The organism is Pseudomonas sp. W2Jun17 (assembly GCF_023127795.1).
GTDB classification, from domain to species: domain Bacteria; phylum Pseudomonadota; class Gammaproteobacteria; order Pseudomonadales; family Pseudomonadaceae; genus Aquipseudomonas; species Aquipseudomonas synxantha_A.
This window is the reverse complement of sequence record NZ_SPKO01000039.1, coordinates 17666-39083: the sequence shown is the minus strand read 5'-3', so window position 1 is coordinate 39083 and position 21418 is coordinate 17666. Positions and strand designations below refer to the sequence as shown.

Here is a 21418-nt window from a genome sequence, read left to right as displayed (position 1 = left end):
CGGCTACCCGCGTGAACGGTTCGAGCGCACTGGCCGGCTTTTATTTTGGGTATTGGTTTAGCCACTGGCGCGCCTGATACCTGAAATCGGCGCCCACTACTCAAGGGGTCGCCTACCAGAGAAATCTAAACCCCCGGTCGGCTCCCCGACCGGGGGTTTTGTTTTTCAGCCGCTAACCATTTTGTTTGTTCAAGAACACTTAAAGGAATCACGCCATGAACTACGCCACTTATTACCGCTTCGACACTTGCACTGCATGGCGATTTAGCCAGCTCCGTTCGGGACAGCCTGCCGCCTCCGATCGGTCACCTATTGGTGGCAAACCAACACACGTCGCCAGTACGGCCAATTGTCGAACACCCCAGTAGGCCAAGCGCGCGGGAACAACCCGCCGCTTGCCCAGGAAGCCTTGAATATGAACTCCTCCGTCGCCGCTTTGCCCGTCTGCACCCTCAACAGCGCCAATGAAGCCCTGACCCAGCGCCTGCCCAGCTCCCTTGAGCTGAAACACCAGCTGCCCCTCAGCCCGTTCCTCCATGAACAGATCCACGGCCATCGCCAGGCCGTGCGTGCCATCCTCAATGGCGAAGACTCGCGCTTACTGGTGATTGTCGGCCCGTGTTCGATCCACGATCCGCAATCGGCCATGGAATACGCACGCAACCTGAAGAAACTCGCGCTTGAAGTCAGCGACCAGATGCTGCTGGTGATCCGCGCCTACGTCGAAAAACCGCGTACCACCATCGGCTGGAAAGGCCTGGCCTACGACCCGCACCTGGACGGCAGCGATGACATGGCCGCCGGCTTGACCCTGTCCCGCGAACTGATGCGTGAAATGCTGCGCCTGGGCCTGCCGGTCGCCACCGAGCTGTTGCAACCCATGGCTGCCGGCTACTTCGATGACCTGCTCAGTTGGGTCGCCATCGGCGCACGCACCACCGAGTCGCAGATCCACCGCGAGATGGCCAGCGGCCTGGGCATGCCCGTAGGTTTCAAGAACGGCACCGACGGCGGCGTCGCGATTGCCTGTGATGCCATGCGCTCAGCGTCCCACCCGCATCGCCATTTCGGTGTCGACAGCCAAGGCCATCCCGCCATCATCCAGACGCCAGGCAACCCCGACACGCACCTGGTACTGCGCGGCGGTCACCGTGGGCCAAACTACGATGCACAGAGCGTGGCCCAGGTGAAACATGACCTGGCCAAGGCCAAAGTGGCGGCGCGGATCATGGTCGATTGCAGCCACGCCAACAGCGGCAAGGACCCACTGCGCCAACCGGCAGTGTTCAATGACGTACTGGAGCAGCGCTTGCAGGGTGATACGTCGCTGATCGGCATGATGCTTGAGAGCCACTTGTTCGAAGGCTGTCAGCCGCTGAGCGCGTCAATGCAATACGGCGTGTCGGTAACCGATGGTTGCCTGGGTTGGGACGGAACCGAGCAGTTGCTGCGCAGTGCGGCCGAACGTCTGCGCGCCTCTCACAAAACCAACTGACGGGTGTGGATCAACATGCGGCAGCAGCGTTGAAGCGAAGCTAGGCCCGGGCCACCCGCGCCCGGGACAACTCCCGTAGCCACGGCAGTACCCGCAGGCCATGGGCAGCCTCGGATGGGTCGACGATGTCCATGAAGTGTTCGAGGCTGACGTTGTCCGGCACGCCCGGCAGACGCACCCGCACCGCTGACGCTGCACCGGCAGGCTCGCCCAGGTCGATGTGCTCGTATACCAACACGTGGTGCACTGACTGCTGGAGCCCAATGGCATGGTCCAGCAACCCGGCATTGATGATGAGCGCATCGAAGGGTTCGGCTGGAATGGAGGTCAGAATCTGGACTTCTTCGAGCGTTTGCACCGGCACGATCCGGTAATACCCCAACTGGTTGAGCATTTTCTCGATGTACAGGCGTCGCAGATGCTGTTCATCGGCAATCAGGACAGTCAGTGCTTTGTTTGGCATGGCAAACCCCTGGGGCAGGCAGTGCTCGGCAGTGAGCGTCGCCCATTTTCCAGACATATGCCGACGACAAAATCAGGCATTTTCCCCGTTCACGTAAGAGTTTTCCCAAATCGCCTGAATGGTGATCAACCGCGGTCAAGGCCGATTGCAATACGCGTTCAAGCCTTGCTGCAAAATACCAATCGCTTCACTGACGCCATCAACCGCAGGGCCCAATGCCAGGCGGTCCCGCTGTTCACACACCGCCTCCAATGTTTCACAACACGCGACCAACCCCTGCGCCTTGACCATCCGTGCGCCACCCTTGGCGCGATGGGCCAGGTCGTGCAGCTTGGCAAAGTCGGCCTGGCTTGACAGCTGTGAGAGCAAGGCACGGTCCGTTTCCAGGCTGTCGAGCAACGGCACCAGCAACTCGATAAGCGCGGGGCGATCGTCCCCCGTCAATGCGACCAGGGTGCTCAAGTCAAACGCCTGCATTTGTGGCGGGCCCAACTCGGCTGAACGCGAAGCCAATGCCGAGCGCAAGTCGTCCAGCCCGGTGGGTTTGAACAGGCAGCCGTCCATGCCGGCTTGCCGACAGCGCTCGGTTTCCTCCGGCTGGGCGTTGGCGGTGAACCCCAACAGCAGGCAAGGTGCCTGACCCCGTTCACGTTCTTGCGCACGAATCTCGCGCGCCAACTGGTAGCCATTCTTGAACGGCATATTGCAATCGGTGATCACACCGTCGAATTGTCCCGCCCGCCACTGCTCAAACCCTTGGACGCCATCTTCGGCCGTAGTGATCTGGTGGCCCAGGAAGGTCAACTGGCGCGCCAGCAGCAAGCGGTTGGCCGGGTAGTCATCCACCACCAGGATGCGCAGTGCGCGGCCCTCTGGCACGGCATCAGCAGTGTGTGCGGCATGGGTCGGCAAGCTGTCCGTCAGGGCCAGCGCCAGTGTCACATCCACCCGGGTGCCCTGCCCCAACACGCTGCTCAAGTGCAACTGGCCGCCCATCATTTCGCACAAGCTGCGGCTGATCACCAACCCCAGGCCAGAACCGCTGCGGGCCGACTGCTGGTTATTGCTGCCCTGGATAAACAGGCTGAACAATCGCTGCTGATCTTTGACGCTGATCCCAATGCCGGTGTCTTGCACCCATAGCTGCACATTCAACCGGTCGCCCTCGACTACCGCCCGCGCCCCGAGGCTTACCTGGCCGCTGGCGGTAAACTTGATGGCATTGCTCAACAGGTTCGACACCACCTGTTTGAAGCGTAGCGGGTCGACCAGCACCGTCCGCTCAACCAAGGACTCCAGCTGGACTTGCAGCGCCACCCCCTTGGCTCGCGCCAATCCCTCGAACACGCGCGCCACCGATGCCAGCAGCTCACGCAGATTGGCCGGCTCCAGGGTCAGCGACAAATGCCCGGACTCGATCCGCGCGATATCGAGAATGTCGCCAATCAACTCCAGCATGCCGCGCGATGCCACGGATGCCACTTCCAAGGCATCACGGTCGGCCCGCCCCTGTTCGGCATTTTTCAAGGCCAACTCGATCATGCCGATCACGGCGTTCATTGGCGTGCGGATTTCGTGGCTCATGGTCGCCAGGAAGGTAGTCTTGGCGCGGTTAGCGGCGTCGGCATCGTCCTTGGCTTCCTGCAATTGGCCCAGCAAGCGATGACGCTCGCTGACATCCACCCAACCGGCAATCATGCCCACCACCTTCTCGTCGCCGTCGCGATACGGCAGCATCCATTGGTAAATGGTCAGCACGTCGCCGTTGGGCACCTTGAGTATCCGGTCATGAATCTGCGGTTCACCGGCGGCCATCAAGCGCAGGTAATCCTCATGAAACGACTGGGCCTGTGGAGGATTGTTGACGTCGGTTTCCATCACCGTCTTGCCGATCACGTCTTCAAGCTTGTAACCAAACACATCGAGGTACGCATTGTTACAGGCCATCAACCGACCCTGGCGGTCGCGTACATAAATCGGATGCGGGGTGCCGTCGATCAATACGCTCATGAACCGCATCTGATCGCTGAGCGCCCGCTCGGCCTGCACGCGCTTACGAATCAGGCTGCGCAAGTAGATGATCCAACCCAGCGTGACCACCAACAACAGTGCGGCCAACCCGAAGCCCTGAATGATCACGTTGCGATAACGCAGCCAGTAGCTGTCCTCGATGATGACTTCGCTGCGCCATTGGCCAATCAATTCATCCATTTCCTGCGGTGTGATGCTCAGCAGTGCCTTGTCCAGGATCGAATACAGCTCCAACTGACTGCGGTTGACCCCGAAGGTCACGCGCGCCGGTTCAGTGCCGACCGTACTGGTGATACGCAAGCGGTCACGGTAATGCCGGGTGATCAGATAGCGCGCACTGATCAGCGAGTTCACGGCGCCCTCGGCGTCGCCATTGGCCACCAGCGCCATGGCTTGCAGCGGGTTTTCAACGTCGATAAACGCAACCCCTGGAAAGTTTTGCGCTATCTCATCATGCAGGCCATTGCCGGTCACCATGGCCAGGCGTTTGCCAACCATATCCTCCAGCGTGAGCGGGCTATCAGGGCTGTCGCGGGTCACCAGCACAAACGGGCTGGTCAGGTAGGGCCGAGTAAAGCGCACTTTGTCGGCACGTTCCGTACTGGGGGTAACCACCGCCAGCATATCCGCCGTGCCCGCACTGACAATATTGACCTGGCGCGGCAACGAACTGCCCGGGACCACATCGAACTTCAAACCGGTGCGCAAGCTGATGCGCGACAGCACCTCCGCACTCAGCCCTTCGAATTGCCCCTTTTCACCGATAAAAGACAATGGCAGAAAGTCGTTTAGCACCGCGACTCTGACCCGTGGATTTTTCTGCACCCAGCGTTGTTCATTGGCACTCAAGTGCAGCCGGTCGATGCCCACGATGCCCAGGTTGCCACCGCTCCAGCGGCGCAGGATTTCCATGTGCTCACTGGCGGGAATGGCCTCCAGCGCCGCATTGATGATCTGCAGCAGCCGCGTATTGTCCCGGGTGACGGCAAACGCAAACGGGTTGACCTCCAGGGTGGAAAAATCAGCCATGCGTACATTGTTCAGGTGGTTGCGATTGATCAGGTAATTGCTGCTGATGGCATCGCCCAGGTATACATCGGCGCGACCAAACGCCACGGCGCCAATGGCCTCGAAGGTCGAGGCAAAAAGCTCCAACTGTGCACGGGGGTAAAATGCCCGGACAGCGTCGGGCTGCATATAGTGATACAGCATTGCCACCCGCTTGCCTGCCAGGTCGTCACTCAACGCTTGGCTGTCACCGCTGCGAGTCACCAGGGTCGGTTGATCGTTGGCGTAGGAACGAGACAACTGCAATTGCTTGTCGGCAGCCTCATAGCCATTGGCGGAACCGAGAAAATCCACGTCACCCTGCTTCAGGGCCTGGACCACATCATCACGGGTTTCGTAACGCCGAACCTCGATGGAGATATGCAGGGCCTGGCCAATCAGCGCGGCAAAGTCGGCCGTGATACCTTCGAGTTCGTCGTTGTTATTGGTCAGGTCAAAAGGCACGTAATCGGGGGCAGAAATCCCCATGACCAATGTGCGCCGCTCGCGTAGCCAGCGCCAATCAGCCTCGGTCATCTCTACTTTGGGGATTTCGAGGTGGGAGTGCCCCAACAGTTGCAAAGCCTGGGGCTCTTCAAAGGCCACCGCGATCAGGGGTAATAGGCTCATCCAAAGGATCGCGACGAACCTGGTCAACGCGGTGGTGATCATTTGCAGCTCAGATCAGATGGTTGCGCTGGGCAAACTTGGACAAATGCACCACCGAGGACATACGTAACTTCTCCTTGAGTCGAGTCTTGTAGGTGCTGATGGTCTTGTGGCTCAGCAGCATTTTCGCGGCCACTTCCTTATTGCCCAGCCCCAGGGCCAGCATCTGCAATACGGTCAATTCACGGTCCGACAATGACTCGATCATTTGTCGTTCCGTTTCCTGCAGGTCATCACGGCGTACCGAACTGGTCGGCAAACTGGGGAAGCAGCTGTAGCCCGACCTGATCGCCCTGATGGCTTTGATCAACTCGTCCAACTCCCCGGTCTTGGCCACGAACCCCATCGCTCCGGCACGCATACAGCGGGTAGAAAAGAACACCGCCATGTAAGAGGTGAGCACCAGAATCTTGCACGGCAGGGCCAGTGCCTTGACCCGGCTGATAACCTCCAACCCACCCAGTTTCGGCAGCGCAAGGTCGAGAATGATCAGCTCGGGACGTTGCTCCCTGGCCAACTGCATTGCATCTGCCCCATCCCCTGCTTGGTAGATTTCAGTAAACCCTTCCGATTTCAGAAGGTGTTTGACCGTCGCGCAGATAAATGGATGGTCATCCACAATTAATGCTTTGCTCATAAAACTTCCCTATGTGGACAAAATACCCTTACACATAACACCGGGACTGGATACCTGTGAGAAATGACAGTTCCGACGAGCGGCACTGCATACCCTCATGGCGATAACCAGGCGATGTCTGGCCCCTTCAATTAACTCAGCATAACCACGGACGCCGGACCACAACGACCCAACAGCCGCAAGTGCCCAACCTTACCAACGCCAAGATGTTTCAATTGAAGGGATATTCCTGACTATATGTAGGATTTTTCCACAACTAAGCTTAGCCAATCCTGGCGTGCCCAGAGGGATCAGTCGGTGGTACTCGGGCTCCAGAAGGCCTGTACCACCAGGGTTGACGTGGAGATGCGCGTCACCAGTGCATCCAGCTCATCGCCATCGACCGACGTTGCGGCCAGAGTGGCCTCGATTTCCACTTCTTCACTGCCGAATGGTCGCACGTCGACATCGCTGGCCGGGTAGTTACAGCGTGCCAGCTCGGCTTCCAACAGGACCATCACTGCCTGTTGCTGGCTGCGCCGCGCAATCACGTAAAGGATGTTGGTGACCTCTGCCGATACCACGTCCAGTGGCTGACGGTTGATGTTGTTGACGATCGGTCGCAGCAAGGTATTGGCCGCCAGCACAAACAGCGTGCCCAGCAATGCCTCAAGGATCAGGTCGGCACCGGCACAGGCGCCCACCGCCGCCGAAGCCCACAGGGTGGCCGCCGTATTGAGGCCGCGCACGTTGCCTTCTTCACGCATGATCACACCGGCCCCCAGGAAGCCGATGCCCGACACCACGTAAGCGACTACACGCACAGCGCCTTCCGCACCACCGAGGCGGTTGGCCATGTCGACAAAAATCGCCGCGCCCACCGCCACCAGCACATTGGTACGCAAGCCCGCGGTGCGCTGGCGGTACTGGCGCTCGAAGCCGATCAAACCACCCAGAATAAACGCCGCGCTGAGGCTGACCACGGTATCGATCAGGGAGTTGAGGTTGATGTTGTTGATTGCCTGCATAAAAAAATCTCCATGAATGCAGTGGCAAATTGGAAGCACCGCAGGTCCCTGTGGGAGCTGGCTTGCCTGCGATAGCGGCGCGTCAGCCAATGAATCAGGCGACTGATACACCGTCATCGCGGGCAAGCCCGGCTCCCACAGTTTTTGCGGTGTTGCATAAAACGTATTACTGCCAGCCAAACTTGCGGATGTAGTAGCCCTTCACCGCTTGGATCAGCACCATGTACGCCAGCAAAATCGCGGGCAAAAATACGAAGTACAGCGACGCCAGCGCCTGCAATGTGAAGTAGTGCGCCAGGCTGGGCGGTACTTCGCGGCTGACACTGGCGTCAGTCACAGTCTCAAGCATCTCCAGGCGGAGAAAATGGCCCGCCGGCCGTAAAAGGCAGGCGCGTCCGTAGCATCCAGGCGTTACCCCGGTGCTGGTCAGCGTCGATGAGAGGGATTCAGGCAGGCGCCAGGACGGGCCACTGCCGGGATACCGCTTCTCGCTTTGTGAGGCGAGACAACGGCATCTGGAAAATGCGCGTTACCTTGCCAAGTAGATGCCGGTTACCGAAACCGGCCGACGACTGTCACTCGAACAAGTACCCACTGAGGGTCTCCGCTATTAATGAAAACGCGCGAAGCTTACGCCCCGATGGTGGCCGAGTAAACCGTAGGAAGGTGCCCACATGGAGAACACGAAAATTCTTCAGGATGGGTTCAGGAATGCCTTTCTCAACCCCATCTGCCAGCAAATGTGGGAGGGGGCTTGCTCCCGAAGAGGTGTGTCAGCTACGCATTCACTGCCTGACACACTGAATTCGCAGATACGCCCCAGCTATGGGCCAGGTGCTGTGCTTTCATTCATGAGCTTGCCTGCTATCGTCCGGCGCTTGGACACGATCTTCGAGACTGTAATCGCGCACTACCTGAGCAATACGCAGGTGGTAGTCAGCAAAAACCTGCCGACGGCCTGCTGATTGAGCTGCTCGATGTAGCTCAAGGCTGCGCCACTGCTGGATTGCTTCCTCGTCACGCCAGAATGATAGCGACAGCAGTTTTCCAGGTTCACTCAGGCTCTGGAAACGCTCAACTGAAATGAAACCATCGATTTGAGCCAGCAGGGGCTTGAGTTCGGCAGCGAGGTCGAGATAACGCTGGTAGTGCTCCTCGTGCGGCCAGGCTTCAAAAATAACAGCGATCATTGTTGAGTCTCCTCATCACGGCAGAACTGTGGGATACGGCCATTCAGGGAAGGCAAATAACGCCAGCGATAATCACGGGCAGAAGGGTTGGGCTGTCGATGCAAGAATGCCGAAATCACTTCTGAGGCAATAGCCAATGCCAAGGGTTGGCCTGGACATTGATGTCTGCCTGAGCCGAAGCTGAAGGTTCGTCGTCGCGCCCGCTTGAGCAAGAAGCTGTCGGGGTCTGGGTTGGCGCAGGGGTCTCGGTTGGCAGCAGCGAGCAATAATAAAATGGTATCGCCCGCCTCTAAAACGCTGTCGCCAATCTTGCATCGCCTGGCAACAAACCGCCGAGTGTTTTGTACCGGTGAATCATGGCGCGCGACCTCTGCCACCCACTCAGCGACAAGCGTCGGTGTGGCTTGCATGCCTTCAAACAGCTCAGGCTTACGTTGGAGCGCTATAAGGGTGTTGCCGATCAGCCCGGCGGTGGCTTCGCAGGTCTGTGACAATAGCCCGATCAGATTCGCGATCAATGCATCATCGTCTTCCCAGGCTGAAGCGTCGTAATCGCTATAAAGACGGCCCAACACACCACTACCTTTATCATCGTTACTCAGCAGCGTTTGGAACATTTGGCTCAGCCGTGCCGCCGCGCAATGGGCTTTACCGAGTTGAGCCTCGTCGCTTAACGGCGACAGACAGGCAACAAAATCCCGTGTCAGCTGCACGACTTCCTTTAGCTGGCTGGATGTGAAACCTATCAAGGATGCAATGACCGAAACCGGCAACGTGAACATCCACTCATTCGGGTTATCGCCCGAGATATCAAATGTCTCGACGACCTGCGCCACGAGGCCTGCGATGTTTTGCGTGCCCATCGAGGCCAGGATGGGCTCGATAACCCTGCGCGGGCACTGATGTTGCGTCCCCTCGTTCATGCGCATCAAACGACCGAAAACATGGCCTGCGGCGCCTTGCGCAAGGGCAGTTGGAATCGGCTCGTGCAGTGGACGTACAAGGCAGTCGGGATGTTCCAGAATGGCCTCGACAACGCCGGCGCCACTGGCAATCCATACACCAAGATCTGCATCGAACAACAGTTCCCTTTGCTGCCTGAGGCATGAGTAATAAACGTAGGGATCGACATGAGTAGCGGCTTCAAACGGCGTCATTTTGGCAGTCCTTTTCACAAAGAACGGCTACTATCGAGCAATCGTCCCCCCCACAATTCGCTCAGGAACGAAATATGGATTCCCAAAGCAATGACACTGCTATTTCCCGTGTCGCAGGCGCCATTGCGGAGCCCGCGAGGACGAAAATGCTTTGTTCGCTGATGGACGGTCACGCCCGTACCAGCACCGAATTGGCAGTCATCGCCGATGTCAGTGCATCCACGGCGAGCGCGCACTTGGCAAGGCTCAAAGAGGACGGTTTGATAAAACTGCACACGCAGGGCAGGCACCGCTACTTCAGCCTGGCAGACGCGCACGTGGCCCAAGCTATTGAAGCCCTCATGGTGATCAGCCGAAACGCGCAGACCCAGTTCGTTTCGACGGCCCCCAGTCGATTGCAGTTGGCGCGGACCTGTTATGACCACATGGCAGGATCCCTGGCTGTACAACTGCACGACTATTTCATCGACGCCGGCTGGTTGAGCATGCCGGTCGCTGGTGACGGTACTTATCAGCTTAGCGTGGAGGGCGAAAAAGCGATGACGGGGCTCGGTGTCGAGATAGAAACCGTAAGGGCGCAGCGACGTCGTTTCGCTTGCTCATGCCTGGATTGGAGCATGCGCCGCCCTCACCTCGCCGGCGCACTGGGGGCCGCGGTTCTACAAGCCGTTATAAGCCGCAAATGGGTGATCCAGGACCTTGATAGTCGAGCATTGGCCTTGACGCCCAAGGGGCGAAAGGAGCTGTACGGCAGATTTGGGATCACGGTTGAAAGCAAGGAGCTGGAGAAATCAGGCGCCGCGCGCCCATGAGACCGGTACGTGCTACAGGGTGATGGGTCGGTCCCGTTCAACCAGCGCCAGATAGCCCGCAATGGTCTCGTTGCCGAGAGGTTTGATCTGGATGGACACCCTGTTCACCTGACGCCCCATCCTGATGCCCTCGCGAGTTCGCACCTGTACATACCCAAGCCTGGGCCAAAAATGCTCGGCCCTGGTATTGCCCATCACCACCGTCAGCCGCAGCCATTGGGCACCCTTCGCCGCCGCCCATGCCTCAAGGTCCGAGTGCAAGCGCTGCGCCAGCCCGCTGCCGTGCCAGCGCGAATGCACCAGCAGCAAGCCGATATGCCACACCCCCGCGGCGAGCAAATCTGCGGCGATATTCACCACGGCGACCAGTTGGTCCTGCGTATCGCGGTAGCCCAGCCAGTACATGCGGCTGCACTGCCAGCCAGCGGGTAACTGACCGTGTAATTCTTCCCGTGCTTCGCTCGGGGTAGCCGGCTCGCCATTCACCGCGATGAAGTAATCCGGTGCCTGTTCAAAAAACTGCTGCAGCTCAGCCTCATCGCAGCCAAGCAGCTCAACCACCCGAATGTCTTTGAGGGAGCAGCCAGGCAACACCTGTGGGTCAACGTCCATGTTCAATCTCTTCAATCATCCCGCGTCAGCACTTCCAGCAATTCAATCTCGAAACGCAGGTTGCTGTTTGGCTTGATATGCACGCCCATCGAGCGTTCGCCATAGGCCAGGTGCGCCGGTACGTACAAGGTGCGCAGGCCGCCAACCTGCATGCCCATCAAGCCCTGGTCCCAACCCTTGATCACGCGACCGGTGCCAATCACGCACTGGAACGGCTTGCCCCGCTCCCACGACGAATCGAACACCGTGCCATCTTCCAGGGTGCCGGTGTATTGGGTGGTGATCAGCGCGCCCTTGACCACGGTTTTGCCGGTGCCCAGGCGGATGTCGGTGACCTGCAGTTTGTCGTTGCTCATGGGGGTCTCATTGAGGGGTGAAAGGCTGGGCTTTTCCCAGATTCGGCTGGGTTTGGCAAGTGTAGGAACAGTCGGAACAATGACATTTCCCTTTAACTTGAAGGACGCTTCCGAGAGAATCCCAACCGCTTGCGCCGTTCGAATCACGTGGCTAGTCTTCGTCGGTCACTGCCAATTAGATAGCCGTCCGCTGTCAGGCTGCCAACAGCCTCGCCACAGAACCAGCGCCGTACCGCAATCTACTGTGGGAGGGGGCTTGCCCCCGATGGCGGCGCATCAGCCCCTGCATCATTGACTGACACCCTGCTATCGGGAGCAAGCCCCCTCCCACATATTGATTTGCGTGCAGCCCGGTTTCTACAACCAATGCCAGAACCGGCTCCAGAAGCCTCGCCCCAACTCATCCTTGCACCCGGCATATTGCCGCGCATACATCTGCGAACGCGCCTGCACCTTGCTCGCCACCGGTAGCAACCAGGCTTTGCTGGCGTAGGTGCGCTGGCGGTAGCCGCCCCAACCTTCGTGGTAGTTCAGGTATTGGCCATAGGCGTCGTATTTGTAGACGCCATTGATGGTGTAAGTCTTGTCCATGTACCAGCCGATAAAATCGATGGCGTCGTCGAAGTCTTCGCGATCAGCGCCGCTGCGGCCGGTGGCTTTGCGGTAGTCGTTCCACACTTCATCCTTGGCTTGGGCGTAGCCCGCAGCGGTGGACACTCGGCCCCAGGGGATGATCCACAACAGGTATTTACGCGGGGTCTTGGCGTCGTAGCGAAAGCCCGACTCCTGATACATGATCGCAAACGGCACCTGGATCGGCACGCCCCAGCGCTTTTGCGTGACCTTGGCGGCGTCGTACCAGTCATCTTTTTCGCGAAAGATGCCGCACAGGTCATTGGGCGTGCGTGGCGGCGAGGTGCCACACGCCGCCAACAGAGAAGTGAGTAATAACAGTCCAACGGCTTTGCCTGCGCTCAAGGGGCACCTTTGCGGGATACGGGTAAAAGGCCAGCATTTTACCCGTTCCCACAGGCGGCGTCCTTGCCGCAGACAGTTTTACGCCAAAGGCACGCGACGGGTAGTCAACGCGATACGACCAATAAAGAAGCTCAAAGCCGCGCCCAACAGCAGCATGGCCAAGGTGCTCCATGCAGCGCGGGACAATTGCTTGGCCGCCACTTCACCGGCTTCACGGGCTTTTTGTTCAGCCTGTTTTTTCAGCTCATCGACCTTCTGCATGGCTTGCTGATAAGCCTGGGCATAGTTGTCGACAATCTGGGTGGCTTCTTCTTTGCTCTTGCCGGTACGGGCCGCAACGATGTTGACCAGGGCCTCTTTATCCGCTGCATTCAAGGCTGGCTCGCCGGACGCTTTCACGCGTTCAAACCACTGCTTGAGCTCGTCACCGGCCTGGGCAGGGTTGGTCGCTGCATCGGTGGCCGATTGTTTGCCATCGGCAGCCGCCTGGTCGGCTTTTTGCTCAACGTTGGCCGGGTCCAATTCCGCCTTGCCGCTTTGCTTGAGCAAGGTATCGAGTTGGCCTTGCAGGCTGTTCCAGTCCAGCTCGATCCCCTGCTCGTTCAACTGCTGCTTGATGCTGTTGCCGATCCCCGGCGCTGCGGCCGCAATGCCACTTCCGGCAGCAGACAAGCCTTTACCCACGACGTTGCCGGCGGTGCCGACGACGCTGGAAGCCAAGCCTGCCAACAGCCAGGTGGTCAGCAAGGTGGTCAGGGTCCAGGTCAGCACCCCGTGCAGGCCGCCGCGATCCGGCGCCGTGCGTCCAGCCACAAACGCACCCAACGCAATGGCGACCAAGGTCGAGACAAACAACCAGATACCCGCACCCGTGCCGAAGCCGCTCAACGGGTTACCTGCTTCCATCGGGTCAACGGCGCTGGCGCCGATAGCCGTACCCAACACACTCAACACCAGGTAGGTCACCAGTGCGATTGCACTACCGGCCAATACCGAGCTCCATGACACACGAAATAGCGATCGATTGGTTTCATAGACAGTGGTCATACAAAGGTCCTTTTCAAATTTAGAAGCAAGGCAATGCGCCTTGTTGAGTGTGAGTGTGGCGAAACGACATACGTTCAGTCCTGGCTCATATGCACCAGGCCGGGTGGTGCATTCGCACTCCTCCCAAGGCAAATTCTCTGCACTATCCTGAAGCCGGGATGTCGTACTCGAATGCACTCAAGCCTCGCCCCTTCGGAGACGTTATGACCCACGATGTTCTCGCCAAAGAAACCAATCGCCGCCAGTTGCAGCAGATCATTTCCGGGTTGTCCGACGGTGTGATTCTGGCCGAGGTCGACCAGACCATCCTCTGGGCCAATGACGCTGCCTTGACCATGCACGGGGTCAGCGCCGTCGAGGACCTGGGCGCCAATACCGAGGCCTATGCCGAGCGTTTCGCCTTGCGCTATCGCAATAACCATCCTTTACAGCTGGACAGCTACCCGTTAAGCCGCGTGGCCGCTGGTGAAGAGTTCAGCGATGTGGTGGTGGAAGTCACCCCTGCCGCCGACGAGAGTCGCTACTGGGTGCACCGCTTGCGCAGCCTGATACTGTCCGACGCGCAGGGTGAGCCGGAGTTGCTGGTGCTGATCCTCAGCGACGCCACCGAATGGGCGAGCGCCGAGCAACGCTTTGAAAAAACCTTCAACGCCAACCCCGCACCCGCCGTGATCTGCCGCCTCAGCGACCTGCGCTACATCAAGGTCAACCAGGGTTTTCTGGAGATGACCGGCTACAACCGTGACCAGGTCATCGGCAAATCCGTGTATGAACTGGACGTGCTGGAACAGGCCGAGCGCAAGGACCTGGCGATCCAGCGCCTGGGCGAAGGCGCAACTATTCCGCAGATGCAGGCCGAACTGAGATTGCCCGAAGGTGGCAGCAAACTGGTGATCGTCGCCGGCCAACCGTTGGACATGAACGAGGAAGACTGCATGTTGTTTTCCTTCACTGACCTTGAGCCGCGACGCAAAGCGGAAATTGCCTTGCGACAGAGTGAAGAGCGCTTCGCCAAATCCTTCCGCCTGACGCCGGTGCCGACCCTGGTGTGCAGCGCCGACAACCGCCAGGTGGTGGATGTCAACGAAGCCTTCATGACCATCACCGGCTACATCAGCGAGGAGTTGATCGGCAAATCCATCGAAGACATCAACTTTATCGACAGCCCCCAGGCCGGCGCGCAGTTGTTCGCCACCCTGGAAAAAGCCGGCAACCTGGACGGCCAGGACCTCAAGGTGCGCAAGAAAGGCAACGAGGTGATCGACTGCGTGGTGTCAGCCGACACGGTGATCATCCAGGACGTGCCCTGCTACCTGATGGTGCTGATGAACATCACCGAACGCAAACGTTCGGAGTTGGAACTGGTGGCGGCCATCGAGGAAGTCATGCAGGACGCGTCCTGGTTCAGCCAGACCCTGATCGAGAAACTGGCCAACGCCAAGAGCGTCAACAGCCCCAACCTGCCGAACGTCTCATTCACCGACCTGACCGCCCGTGAGCGTGATGTGCTGGGCCTGATCTGCGAGGGCCTGGCAGACAAGGAAATCGCCTCGCGCCTGAAACTGGCGCCCAATACCGTACGCAACCACGTGGCCACGGTGTATTCCAAACTGGGGGTGCACAGCCGCAGCGCGGCCATCGTTTGGGCCCGTGAACGCGGGCTGTTCGCCGGTGAATTGCGCCTTAAAAACAAACCCTGACCCTTGCAAATGCACTAGTCCACCTAGTGCGAATTCGCCTTATGGCGCGCGGGTGCACGCCATAACCTTCAAGGGATCGTATTTATGCCTTGAAGGAATCTGCATGTTTACCCTCTCTCAACTGCGCAACTGCATCGAAGAAGGCCTGTCACCGCTGACGTGCGAATTCACCCTGTGCCGGGATGCGTCCTTGACCCTCAAGGTCTACGACGCAGAAACCGGCCGTGTCGACCTGGTGGTTACCGGCATCAGCACCAATCGCCTGCAAACCCCGCAGGAAGTGGCGAAGATGGTGGATGAGTTGCGCTACGAACTGCAAAGCAACAACGTCGGCAAGCTCACGCTGGATGATTTGCCTTCATCGCCGCCCCCATGAAATAGAACACCCCGCCGCCAATGATAAACGCCCCCAGCATATAGAACATGTAGTGGGCCGGCAGGCTGGCCAGCACCAGCCCACAAAGCACCGGCCCCAGCGCGGCACCGAGATTGGACAGGTTCTGCGCCCCGTAATACATGCCCCGCAGGTGGTCCGGGGCGATTCGGTCGATAAACATGTACTCGGCCGGGAACACGATGATTTCCCCTACGGTAAACACCGCCATTGCCAATACCCACCACAACACGCTGGTGGACAGCGCGAAACCGATCAACCCCAGCATGAACATGCTCAAGCCCGCGATCAGCCATTGGCTGAGATAGCGATGCGAAATGCGCCGACCAATCAGGTACTGCAAGGCAATCACCAGCACGGCGTTGGTGGTCAGCACTGCGCTGATCACGGTGTAGGTGTATTCGGCGGTGGTGGTGGTTACCAGGTATTGAGACAGGTAGGCCGTGAACTGGCCGAACACCACCGCACTGAGCAAACCGCCGAGGGTGAAACACACCAGGCGACGATCTTGCAGCAGCACACGGGCGACGGCCAGAAACGGCACCGGTTTTTGCGTGGCATCGACAGTGGCCAAGGTGCGGTCGCCCCACCGCCAATACAGCAGGAAAAAACCGAGCCCCAACAGCGCCGACAGAATAAACGGCAGGCTGATATCCAGCTTGGCCACCATCGCCCCGAAGGCCGGCCCCACGGCATAACCGATATTGGTGAGGGTATATTTGATTGAAAACACTTCACTGCGTGCGTCTTCGGGCAACAGGCTGGCGAAGCCGGCTTTCACCGCAATGTCGATGACCGCGTAGGCCAGGTTGATCAGGATCAGGCAGCCATAGAACGCCCAGATATCCTGCGCCAACAGCGTGCCGATAAACCCCAGTACAAACACCAGGCTCAATGCGAGCAACAGCCGATAGCTGTTGATGCGGTCGACCAGGAAGCCGCCGTACACGCTGAGCAGCGAGCCGACAATCAGCGAACTGCCGATCACCAGGCCAACCTGGGTAATGTCCAGGGCGAAGTGGCTGGTGAGGTAGATCACCAGGTAGGGAAAGGTGATGGCCTTGGCCAACGTCAGCAGCAAGGTGGCGCACAGCAGCAGGTTCACCGTGCGGGGGTAGGTTCTTATTGTGGCAAGCATCCTGCTTCTTTCCTGTGAAGGTAACGCGACCATTGCGGTCGGTTACCTTAACGCATGAACCACGAAACGAGCAGGTGGCCCGGCAGAATTATTTCTTGACCGGCGTAATCTCAAGGATGGTGCCGTTGGTGGTCTTGAGCAGGACGTACTTGTCGCCTACACGCGCCCATTGGCTCTCATCCTCAGGCTGTTTGAGGCCGCGCTTTTTCCAGTCTTTAATCGCTGATTCCTCGCGCATCAACATGTCCGGGGCGCGATCACCTTCTTTCAAATCACGGGCGTTGATGTTTGAAGGTTGCACGGTTTCCTGAGGGGTATCGCCGGCCTGCACTACAGCGCTGGCGGTGGAAAAGCTGGCAGCGACCAGCAGGCAAGCGGCTAAGGTTTTCGACTTCATGGGTGCTCCTTCAATTAATGGTGCGTACCCAGGTTCCGACCGCGGCGGCGCAGAATCATTCAGCCCGCTCAGTTTCCCCTGTGGCCAGCTCGGCCTTGCTGACCCATACAGTCCGGCCAACAATTGTCCCAATCGATCCGCATCCGATCGCGTGCTACACCCCTGCAGCTCCTGTTCCAGCAAGAATAAATACGCTTCAAACTCCCTCCCGATTGCCTCCATGAAATTAATCATGTAATTTTTCATGAAATTATTCGAACTAAATTTCATGAACCAGCAACAAGAACTCGCCACTCTCGCGACCCTGATCCACGACCTGCGCAAGCACAAGAAACTCACCCTGGCGCAATTGGCGCAAAAGATCGAGCGCTCGGTGGGGTTTGTGTCCCAAGTGGAACGCGGGTTGTCGCAACCCACCGTCGCCGACCTGACCGCCATCAGCCACGCCCTCGATGTGCCCACCACCTATTTCTACAGCCTGCCCAAACCCAAGGCGGTGGACTGGGTGACCCGCCCCAACGAGCGGCGCACGGTGTATTACGCCAATGGCATCACCGACATCCTGGTGTCGCCGAGCATGAACGGCGCGTTCTCGATGCTCGACAGCTTGTTGGCCCCCGGTGCCAACAGCGGCGAGCAAAGCATGAGCGATCGCGCCGAGCAGGCTGGCTTTGTGCTGGAGGGCGAGCTAACCCTGTGGGTTGAGGGTGAGCCCGATGCAGTCACCCTCTACGAAGGCGACAGTTTCCACCTGGCCAGTTTCGCCCACTGCCGCTACGCCAACCTGACCGACCTGCCCGCCCGCGTCCTGTGGGTTTACAACTAGGAGCTGCACCCGTGAAAAGCCCATCTGCAACGTTGCTGGCCGAAGTACGGACCTTTCGCCAGAACCACCCCGACGTGCGTTATGTCGACCTGATCGCCCTGGACATTCCCGGGCATTTCTACGGCAAGCGCTACCCGGTGGAGATGCTTGAAAAAGTCGCCGCCGGCAGCCCGTTGAAGTTGCCGCAGAACGCGGTATTGCTGGGGGCTCAGGGCGGGTTGTTCAAGATTGGCGACTACTGCTTCAACGACGGTGACCCGGATGCCAATCGCCGCCTGGTGCCCGGCACATTGAAGCCGGTGAGCTGGGAATCGCAGCCCTTGGGGCAAATGCTCATCACCTCGGACGGCACCGCAGCGCCGATCGAATTCGAGCCCCGCGAAGTATTGACCAAGGTGCTGGAACGCTTGCAGCACAAGGGCATCCACCCGGTGGTTGCGTTTGAGCTGGAGTTCTACCTGTTCGATAAAAAGCTCGACAACGGCCTGCCGCAATTTTCCCGAGACCCGCTCAGTGGTGACGCCGACGACCAGCCCAACCTGCATATCGAGCGGCTCTCGCGCTTCAGCGAAGTGCTCGACGACATGGCGCAAACCGCCCAGGAACAGGGTATCGACATCACCGTGATCACGGCCGAGATTGGTCCCGGCCAGTTCGAGATCAACTTTGGCCACTGCGACGACGGCTTGCGCGCCGCCGACTGGGCCGCACTGTTCTGCCGCAGCACCCGGGGCGTGGCACTCAAGCACGGTTACCGCGCCAGTTTCATGGCCAAGCCCTACCTGCAATTTCCCGGCAGCGGCATGCATGTGCATGTCAGCCTCTACGACGCGGCGGGCAATAACCTGCTTGCCGCTCATCAACAGCAACCGCTGCGCCACGCCGTGGCCGGTTGCCTGGAGCTGCTGCCGCATTGCATGCCGATCTTCGCGCCCAACCACAATGCCTTGCGCCGCCTGGGTGGCACCGTCAACGCCGCCACCCGCGCCAGTTGGGGCTTTGAAGACCGTGACGCGTGCGTGCGCATCCCCGAGTCCGACCCGCGCAACCTGCGGATCGAGCACCGCCTGGCCAGCGCCGACGCCAACCCCTACCTGGTGCTGGCGGCGATCCTGATGGGCCTGGAGCATGGGCTTGAGGCCAAGCGCGAGCCGATCACATCGCTGAACGAAGACCGTAACAGCGGTACCGATTTCCCGGTGGAGATGCTCGACGCCGTGCGCGCCATGCAGCAGCAACCGGTAGTGCGCGACAAGCTGGGCGCGGAATTTGTCGATGTATATTGCGAGAACAAGCGCCAGGATCACTTGGCTTTTCAGCAAGAGATTCATGCGCGGGAATATCGCTGGTTTCTTTAAAAACTACCGAAACTGACTTGCCCAAAACCTGACTTAAATCAAAGAAAGGCTCTAGCACGGGCCTTTCAGACGGATAAATTGTCGAACAATCCTGGCTTTTGCCGTTGAGACCCATTATCATCCGGCGCCTTCTCGCTACCCGCCGGGTAGCTGTTTCAATGTGTCACCCGAGGCGCCCATGTACCGTTTTTCGTTTCACCGCCCTTTGATTGCCATCAGTCTGGGGCTTGTTTCCCATTCCGTCAGCGCTGCCCTGCAACCTATTGCCGAAGCGCCGTTGGCCAACGACACCGAATTGCACTGCCACTTCAACCGCGACGCCAGTACCGACTGCACCACTACTTACCGCTACACGATCCTCAAGCCCAACGGCCGCGAAATGCTTTCGCGCATCGACTTCGATTACTCCGAAGGCGATACCTTTGAGGTGATCAGCGCACAGTCCACCCAGCCTGGCGCCAAGCCGGTCCCCCTGGCGGCCACTCAAATCGACACGCGCAGCGCGCCCAACCCGGACCAGGGCTTCAGCCGCGACAAACAAACCTCCCTGGCCTTCCCCAACTTGCGCGTGGGCACAAAGATCCGCTACACCGTACGCCAGCACTACCCGGCCAAACCGCTGATGACCCAGTTCCATTACGTGCTCAAGTTCGGCCCCGGCGCGGCCCGCCGTGATCGCTTCAAGGCGCGCTTTACCGCCGAACGCCCGATCCAGTGGCGCAGTGAAATGTTCGACGCGTTCAACGTGACCCCTTCGAGCAACGGCAAGACCCTGGACGTGGCGCTTAAAGCCCCGATCTACCTCAACTACATCAATGAATCCTCCGCTGCCGCCCTGCTGCGCATCCCACGCCTGGAAGTCGGTAGCGCCGTGGAACGCCAGGCTTACTTCGGTGATTTCGCCCAGCGTTACAACCAGATTCTCGGCGCCAACCTGCCGGCGCAAGCCGCCGCCGCCGTGGCCGCCGCACGCAGCCTGGCACCGGCCGAGCAAGTGGCCGCGCTGATGCAGCACATCAATGATCACTATCGCTACCTGGGTGACTGGCGGGCCAGCGAGCGTGGTTATGTGCCATTCAGCCTGGCGGAAATCGAGCAGCATGGCTACGGCGACTGCAAGGACCTGGCGACGCTGCTGACGGCCATGCTCAAGGCCAGTGGCATCAAGGCCGAGACCGCGTGGGTGAGCCGTGGCGATGTGGTCGACTCCTTGCTGATTCCGGGTACCCAGGCGCCTAACCACGCCATCGTGCGTGCCGAAGTGAATGACCAGGTGTGGTGGCTTGACCCGACCAATCCGGTCTTCGCCCCGGGCCAGATCATGCCCGACATTCAGGACCGCTGGGTGCTGGTCAACGATGCCCAGGGCCAGGTGCGCGAAGAGCGCATTCCATTGGAACGGCCCGAAGTCTCGATCCGCCTGGACAAACAGGTGCAGTACGGCAAAGAGGGAGATGGCGCGGTAAAGGCGACGATCACCTTCAGCCGCCTGCCGCTGATGCAAATGAGCGTCGCCGACCGCCAGCAAGGCACCACCGCCACCGACCAGAATATCTGCGCCAACTTCGGCAACGACATCAGCGACTGCCAGATCACCCGTGAACCTACCGGCTTTGTGGTGCATGACGGTTATAGCGTCACCGCGCGCATGAATGATCAGCGCGCCCTGGAAAAACTGGCCAATGACTATGTCTACACCGACCCGTCGTTGAAAGACCGGTGGGAGGGCTACATCAACTATCGCCGCCAGGGGCAGCAGGCCGACCTTTACTTGGGCAACCCGGAAACCTACGACTACACCTACACCCTGACAGGCGGGAAGATGGAAAAAGCCATCCCCGGCTGCACAGTGCGCTCGCCCTGGTACGACCTGGACCTGGACGGAAAACTGCAGGATGGCTCGCTGCGCTACCACTATCGCCTGAGCCAGAAGAAACGCTGGCTGACCCATGCTGAAGTGGCCAGTGATGCGTTCGGCAAGATGATTGACGAGGCTCGGGCGTGTGCCGAGCAGGTGCATCAGGTAGTAAAGTTCTAGACCGTCCCTGACACACCACAGCCCAAATGTGGGAGCTGGCTTGCCTGCTCCCACCTTTTAGTCCGT

20 protein-coding genes are annotated in these 21418 nt (G+C 59.2%); 7 read left to right on the top strand and 13 right to left on the bottom strand.

The features are described 5' to 3' along the window. Positions 1 to 415: 415 nt before the first annotated feature. Positions 416 to 1495, top strand: coding sequence for a 3-deoxy-7-phosphoheptulonate synthase (locus tag E4O98_RS25645; protein ID WP_248136584.1), 1080 nt, complete (start codon positions 416 to 418; stop codon positions 1493 to 1495). Between the two features lie 40 nt (positions 1496 to 1535). Here E4O98_RS25645 and E4O98_RS25640 read toward each other — a convergent pair whose 3' ends face one another. The 7 genes from E4O98_RS25640 to E4O98_RS25610 all read right to left on the bottom strand — a co-directional run bounded on the left by E4O98_RS25640 (position 1536) and on the right by E4O98_RS25610 (position 9696). Continuing rightward, positions 1536 to 1958 (bottom strand): hypothetical protein, encoded by a 423-nt coding sequence (locus tag E4O98_RS25640; protein ID WP_032876716.1) that lies wholly within the window; start codon positions 1956 to 1958, stop codon positions 1536 to 1538. 135 nt (positions 1959 to 2093) lie between these two features. Continuing rightward, positions 2094 to 5708 carry a transporter substrate-binding domain-containing protein gene (locus tag E4O98_RS25635; RefSeq protein ID WP_050549310.1) on the bottom strand — a complete coding sequence of 1205 codons (3615 nt, stop codon included), beginning with the start codon at positions 5706 to 5708 and terminating at the stop codon, positions 2094 to 2096. A 7-nt stretch (positions 5709 to 5715) separates the two neighbouring features. Continuing rightward, complete coding sequence (locus tag E4O98_RS25630) at positions 5716 to 6342, bottom strand: response regulator transcription factor (RefSeq protein WP_032876719.1); 627 nt, start codon at positions 6340 to 6342, stop codon at positions 5716 to 5718. 290 nt (positions 6343 to 6632) lie between these two features. Then, positions 6633 to 7349: an MgtC/SapB family protein gene (locus E4O98_RS25625; RefSeq protein WP_005786976.1), complete on the bottom strand. Its 717-nt coding sequence runs from the start codon at positions 7347 to 7349 to the stop codon at positions 6633 to 6635. 166 nt (positions 7350 to 7515) lie between these two features. Next, positions 7516 to 7686, bottom strand: coding sequence for a hypothetical protein (locus E4O98_RS25620; RefSeq protein WP_158254351.1), 171 nt, complete (start codon positions 7684 to 7686; stop codon positions 7516 to 7518). Positions 7687 to 8194: 508 nt separating this feature from the next. After that, a complete protein-coding gene (locus tag E4O98_RS25615; RefSeq protein WP_148854139.1) occupies positions 8195 to 8539 on the bottom strand; it encodes an antibiotic biosynthesis monooxygenase in 345 nt (114 codons plus the stop codon). Then, positions 8536 to 9696 (bottom strand): cytochrome P450, encoded by a 1161-nt coding sequence (locus E4O98_RS25610; protein ID WP_223018800.1) that lies wholly within the window; start codon positions 9694 to 9696, stop codon positions 8536 to 8538. Before E4O98_RS25610 ends, E4O98_RS25615 begins: the two co-directional genes overlap by 4 nt. Positions 9697 to 9770: 74 nt before the next feature. On the opposite strand from E4O98_RS25610, the gene E4O98_RS25605 reads away from it, so the two are divergent. After that, positions 9771 to 10508, top strand: a complete 738-nt coding sequence (locus E4O98_RS25605; protein ID WP_248136582.1) for a helix-turn-helix transcriptional regulator — start codon at positions 9771 to 9773, stop codon at positions 10506 to 10508. 12 nt (positions 10509 to 10520) lie between these two features. On the opposite strand, the gene E4O98_RS25600 is transcribed toward E4O98_RS25605, so the two are convergent. The 4 genes from E4O98_RS25600 to E4O98_RS25585 all read right to left on the bottom strand — a co-directional run bounded on the left by E4O98_RS25600 (position 10521) and on the right by E4O98_RS25585 (position 13501). Then, positions 10521 to 11120 carry a GNAT family N-acetyltransferase gene (locus E4O98_RS25600; RefSeq protein WP_148854141.1) on the bottom strand — a complete coding sequence of 200 codons (600 nt, stop codon included), beginning with the start codon at positions 11118 to 11120 and terminating at the stop codon, positions 10521 to 10523. A gap of 11 nt (positions 11121 to 11131) precedes the next feature. Continuing rightward, complete coding sequence (locus E4O98_RS25595; protein WP_223018803.1) at positions 11132 to 11476, bottom strand: FKBP-type peptidyl-prolyl cis-trans isomerase; 345 nt, start codon at positions 11474 to 11476, stop codon at positions 11132 to 11134. 357 nt (positions 11477 to 11833) lie between these two features. Next, the gene (locus E4O98_RS25590; protein WP_032876738.1) at positions 11834 to 12454 is read right to left on the bottom strand and encodes a lipoprotein; all 621 of its coding nucleotides are present in this window, start codon (positions 12452 to 12454) and stop codon (positions 11834 to 11836) included. Between the two features lie 78 nt (positions 12455 to 12532). Next, entirely contained in the window at positions 12533 to 13501 is a 969-nt protein-coding gene (locus E4O98_RS25585) for a hypothetical protein (protein ID WP_019821429.1), read from the bottom strand. Between the two features lie 203 nt (positions 13502 to 13704). Between E4O98_RS25585 and E4O98_RS25580 the strand changes: the two genes are divergently transcribed. Continuing rightward, on the top strand, positions 13705 to 15201 hold the full coding sequence (locus tag E4O98_RS25580; RefSeq protein ID WP_078820868.1) for a helix-turn-helix transcriptional regulator: 1497 nt from the start codon (positions 13705 to 13707) through the stop codon (positions 15199 to 15201). Between the two features lie 103 nt (positions 15202 to 15304). Then, entirely contained in the window at positions 15305 to 15577 is a 273-nt protein-coding gene (locus tag E4O98_RS25575; RefSeq protein WP_032876742.1) for a DUF1652 domain-containing protein, read from the top strand. On the opposite strand, the gene E4O98_RS25570 is transcribed toward E4O98_RS25575, so the two are convergent. Next, entirely contained in the window at positions 15540 to 16733 is a 1194-nt protein-coding gene (locus tag E4O98_RS25570) for an MFS transporter (RefSeq protein WP_032876744.1), read from the bottom strand. The two genes, E4O98_RS25575 and E4O98_RS25570, sit on opposite strands and share 38 nt — an antisense overlap. A gap of 88 nt (positions 16734 to 16821) precedes the next feature. Beyond that, the gene (locus E4O98_RS25565) at positions 16822 to 17130 is read right to left on the bottom strand and encodes an RcnB family protein (protein ID WP_005786954.1); all 309 of its coding nucleotides are present in this window, start codon (positions 17128 to 17130) and stop codon (positions 16822 to 16824) included. A 268-nt stretch (positions 17131 to 17398) separates the two neighbouring features. Between E4O98_RS25565 and E4O98_RS25560 the strand changes: the two genes are divergently transcribed. The 3 genes from E4O98_RS25560 (at position 17399) to E4O98_RS25550 (ending at position 21352) form a co-directional block, all read left to right on the top strand. Continuing rightward, positions 17399 to 17956 (top strand): XRE family transcriptional regulator, encoded by a 558-nt coding sequence (locus E4O98_RS25560; RefSeq protein WP_216091035.1) that lies wholly within the window; start codon positions 17399 to 17401, stop codon positions 17954 to 17956. A gap of 11 nt (positions 17957 to 17967) precedes the next feature. After that, a complete protein-coding gene (locus tag E4O98_RS25555) occupies positions 17968 to 19314 on the top strand; it encodes a glutamine synthetase family protein (protein WP_248136580.1) in 1347 nt (448 codons plus the stop codon). Positions 19315 to 19492: 178 nt separating this feature from the next. Further along, on the top strand, positions 19493 to 21352 hold the full coding sequence (locus tag E4O98_RS25550; RefSeq protein ID WP_248136578.1) for a DUF3857 domain-containing transglutaminase family protein: 1860 nt from the start codon (positions 19493 to 19495) through the stop codon (positions 21350 to 21352). Positions 21353 to 21418 lie beyond the last annotated feature (66 nt).

What these genes read in the sequence shown, in the direction of transcription:
- E4O98_RS25645 (WP_248136584.1), top strand. Translation starts at nt 416, where the DNA reads ATGAACTCCTCCGTCGCCGCTTTGCCCGTCTGCACCCTCAACAGCGCC.
- E4O98_RS25640 (WP_032876716.1), bottom strand. Translation starts at nt 1,958, where the DNA reads ATGCCAAACAAAGCACTGACTGTCCTGATTGCCGATGAACAGCATCTG.
- E4O98_RS25635 (WP_050549310.1), bottom strand. Translation starts at nt 5,708, where the DNA reads ATGATCACCACCGCGTTGACCAGGTTCGTCGCGATCCTTTGGATGAGC.
- E4O98_RS25630 (WP_032876719.1), bottom strand. Translation starts at nt 6,342, where the DNA reads ATGAGCAAAGCATTAATTGTGGATGACCATCCATTTATCTGCGCGACG.
- E4O98_RS25625 (WP_005786976.1), bottom strand. Translation starts at nt 7,349, where the DNA reads ATGCAGGCAATCAACAACATCAACCTCAACTCCCTGATCGATACCGTG.
- E4O98_RS25615 (WP_148854139.1), bottom strand. Translation starts at nt 8,539, where the DNA reads ATGATCGCTGTTATTTTTGAAGCCTGGCCGCACGAGGAGCACTACCAG.
- E4O98_RS25610 (WP_223018800.1), bottom strand. Translation starts at nt 9,696, where the DNA reads ATGACGCCGTTTGAAGCCGCTACTCATGTCGATCCCTACGTTTATTAC.
- E4O98_RS25605 (WP_248136582.1), top strand. Translation starts at nt 9,771, where the DNA reads ATGGATTCCCAAAGCAATGACACTGCTATTTCCCGTGTCGCAGGCGCC.
- E4O98_RS25600 (WP_148854141.1), bottom strand. Translation starts at nt 11,120, where the DNA reads ATGGACGTTGACCCACAGGTGTTGCCTGGCTGCTCCCTCAAAGACATT.
- E4O98_RS25595 (WP_223018803.1), bottom strand. Translation starts at nt 11,476, where the DNA reads ATGAGCAACGACAAACTGCAGGTCACCGACATCCGCCTGGGCACCGGC.
- E4O98_RS25585 (WP_019821429.1), bottom strand. Translation starts at nt 13,501, where the DNA reads ATGACCACTGTCTATGAAACCAATCGATCGCTATTTCGTGTGTCATGG.
- E4O98_RS25580 (WP_078820868.1), top strand. Translation starts at nt 13,705, where the DNA reads ATGACCCACGATGTTCTCGCCAAAGAAACCAATCGCCGCCAGTTGCAG.
- E4O98_RS25575 (WP_032876742.1), top strand. Translation starts at nt 15,305, where the DNA reads ATGTTTACCCTCTCTCAACTGCGCAACTGCATCGAAGAAGGCCTGTCA.
- E4O98_RS25570 (WP_032876744.1), bottom strand. Translation starts at nt 16,733, where the DNA reads ATGCTTGCCACAATAAGAACCTACCCCCGCACGGTGAACCTGCTGCTG.
- E4O98_RS25565 (WP_005786954.1), bottom strand. Translation starts at nt 17,130, where the DNA reads ATGAAGTCGAAAACCTTAGCCGCTTGCCTGCTGGTCGCTGCCAGCTTT.
- E4O98_RS25560 (WP_216091035.1), top strand. Translation starts at nt 17,399, where the DNA reads ATGAACCAGCAACAAGAACTCGCCACTCTCGCGACCCTGATCCACGAC.
- E4O98_RS25550 (WP_248136578.1), top strand. Translation starts at nt 19,493, where the DNA reads ATGTACCGTTTTTCGTTTCACCGCCCTTTGATTGCCATCAGTCTGGGG.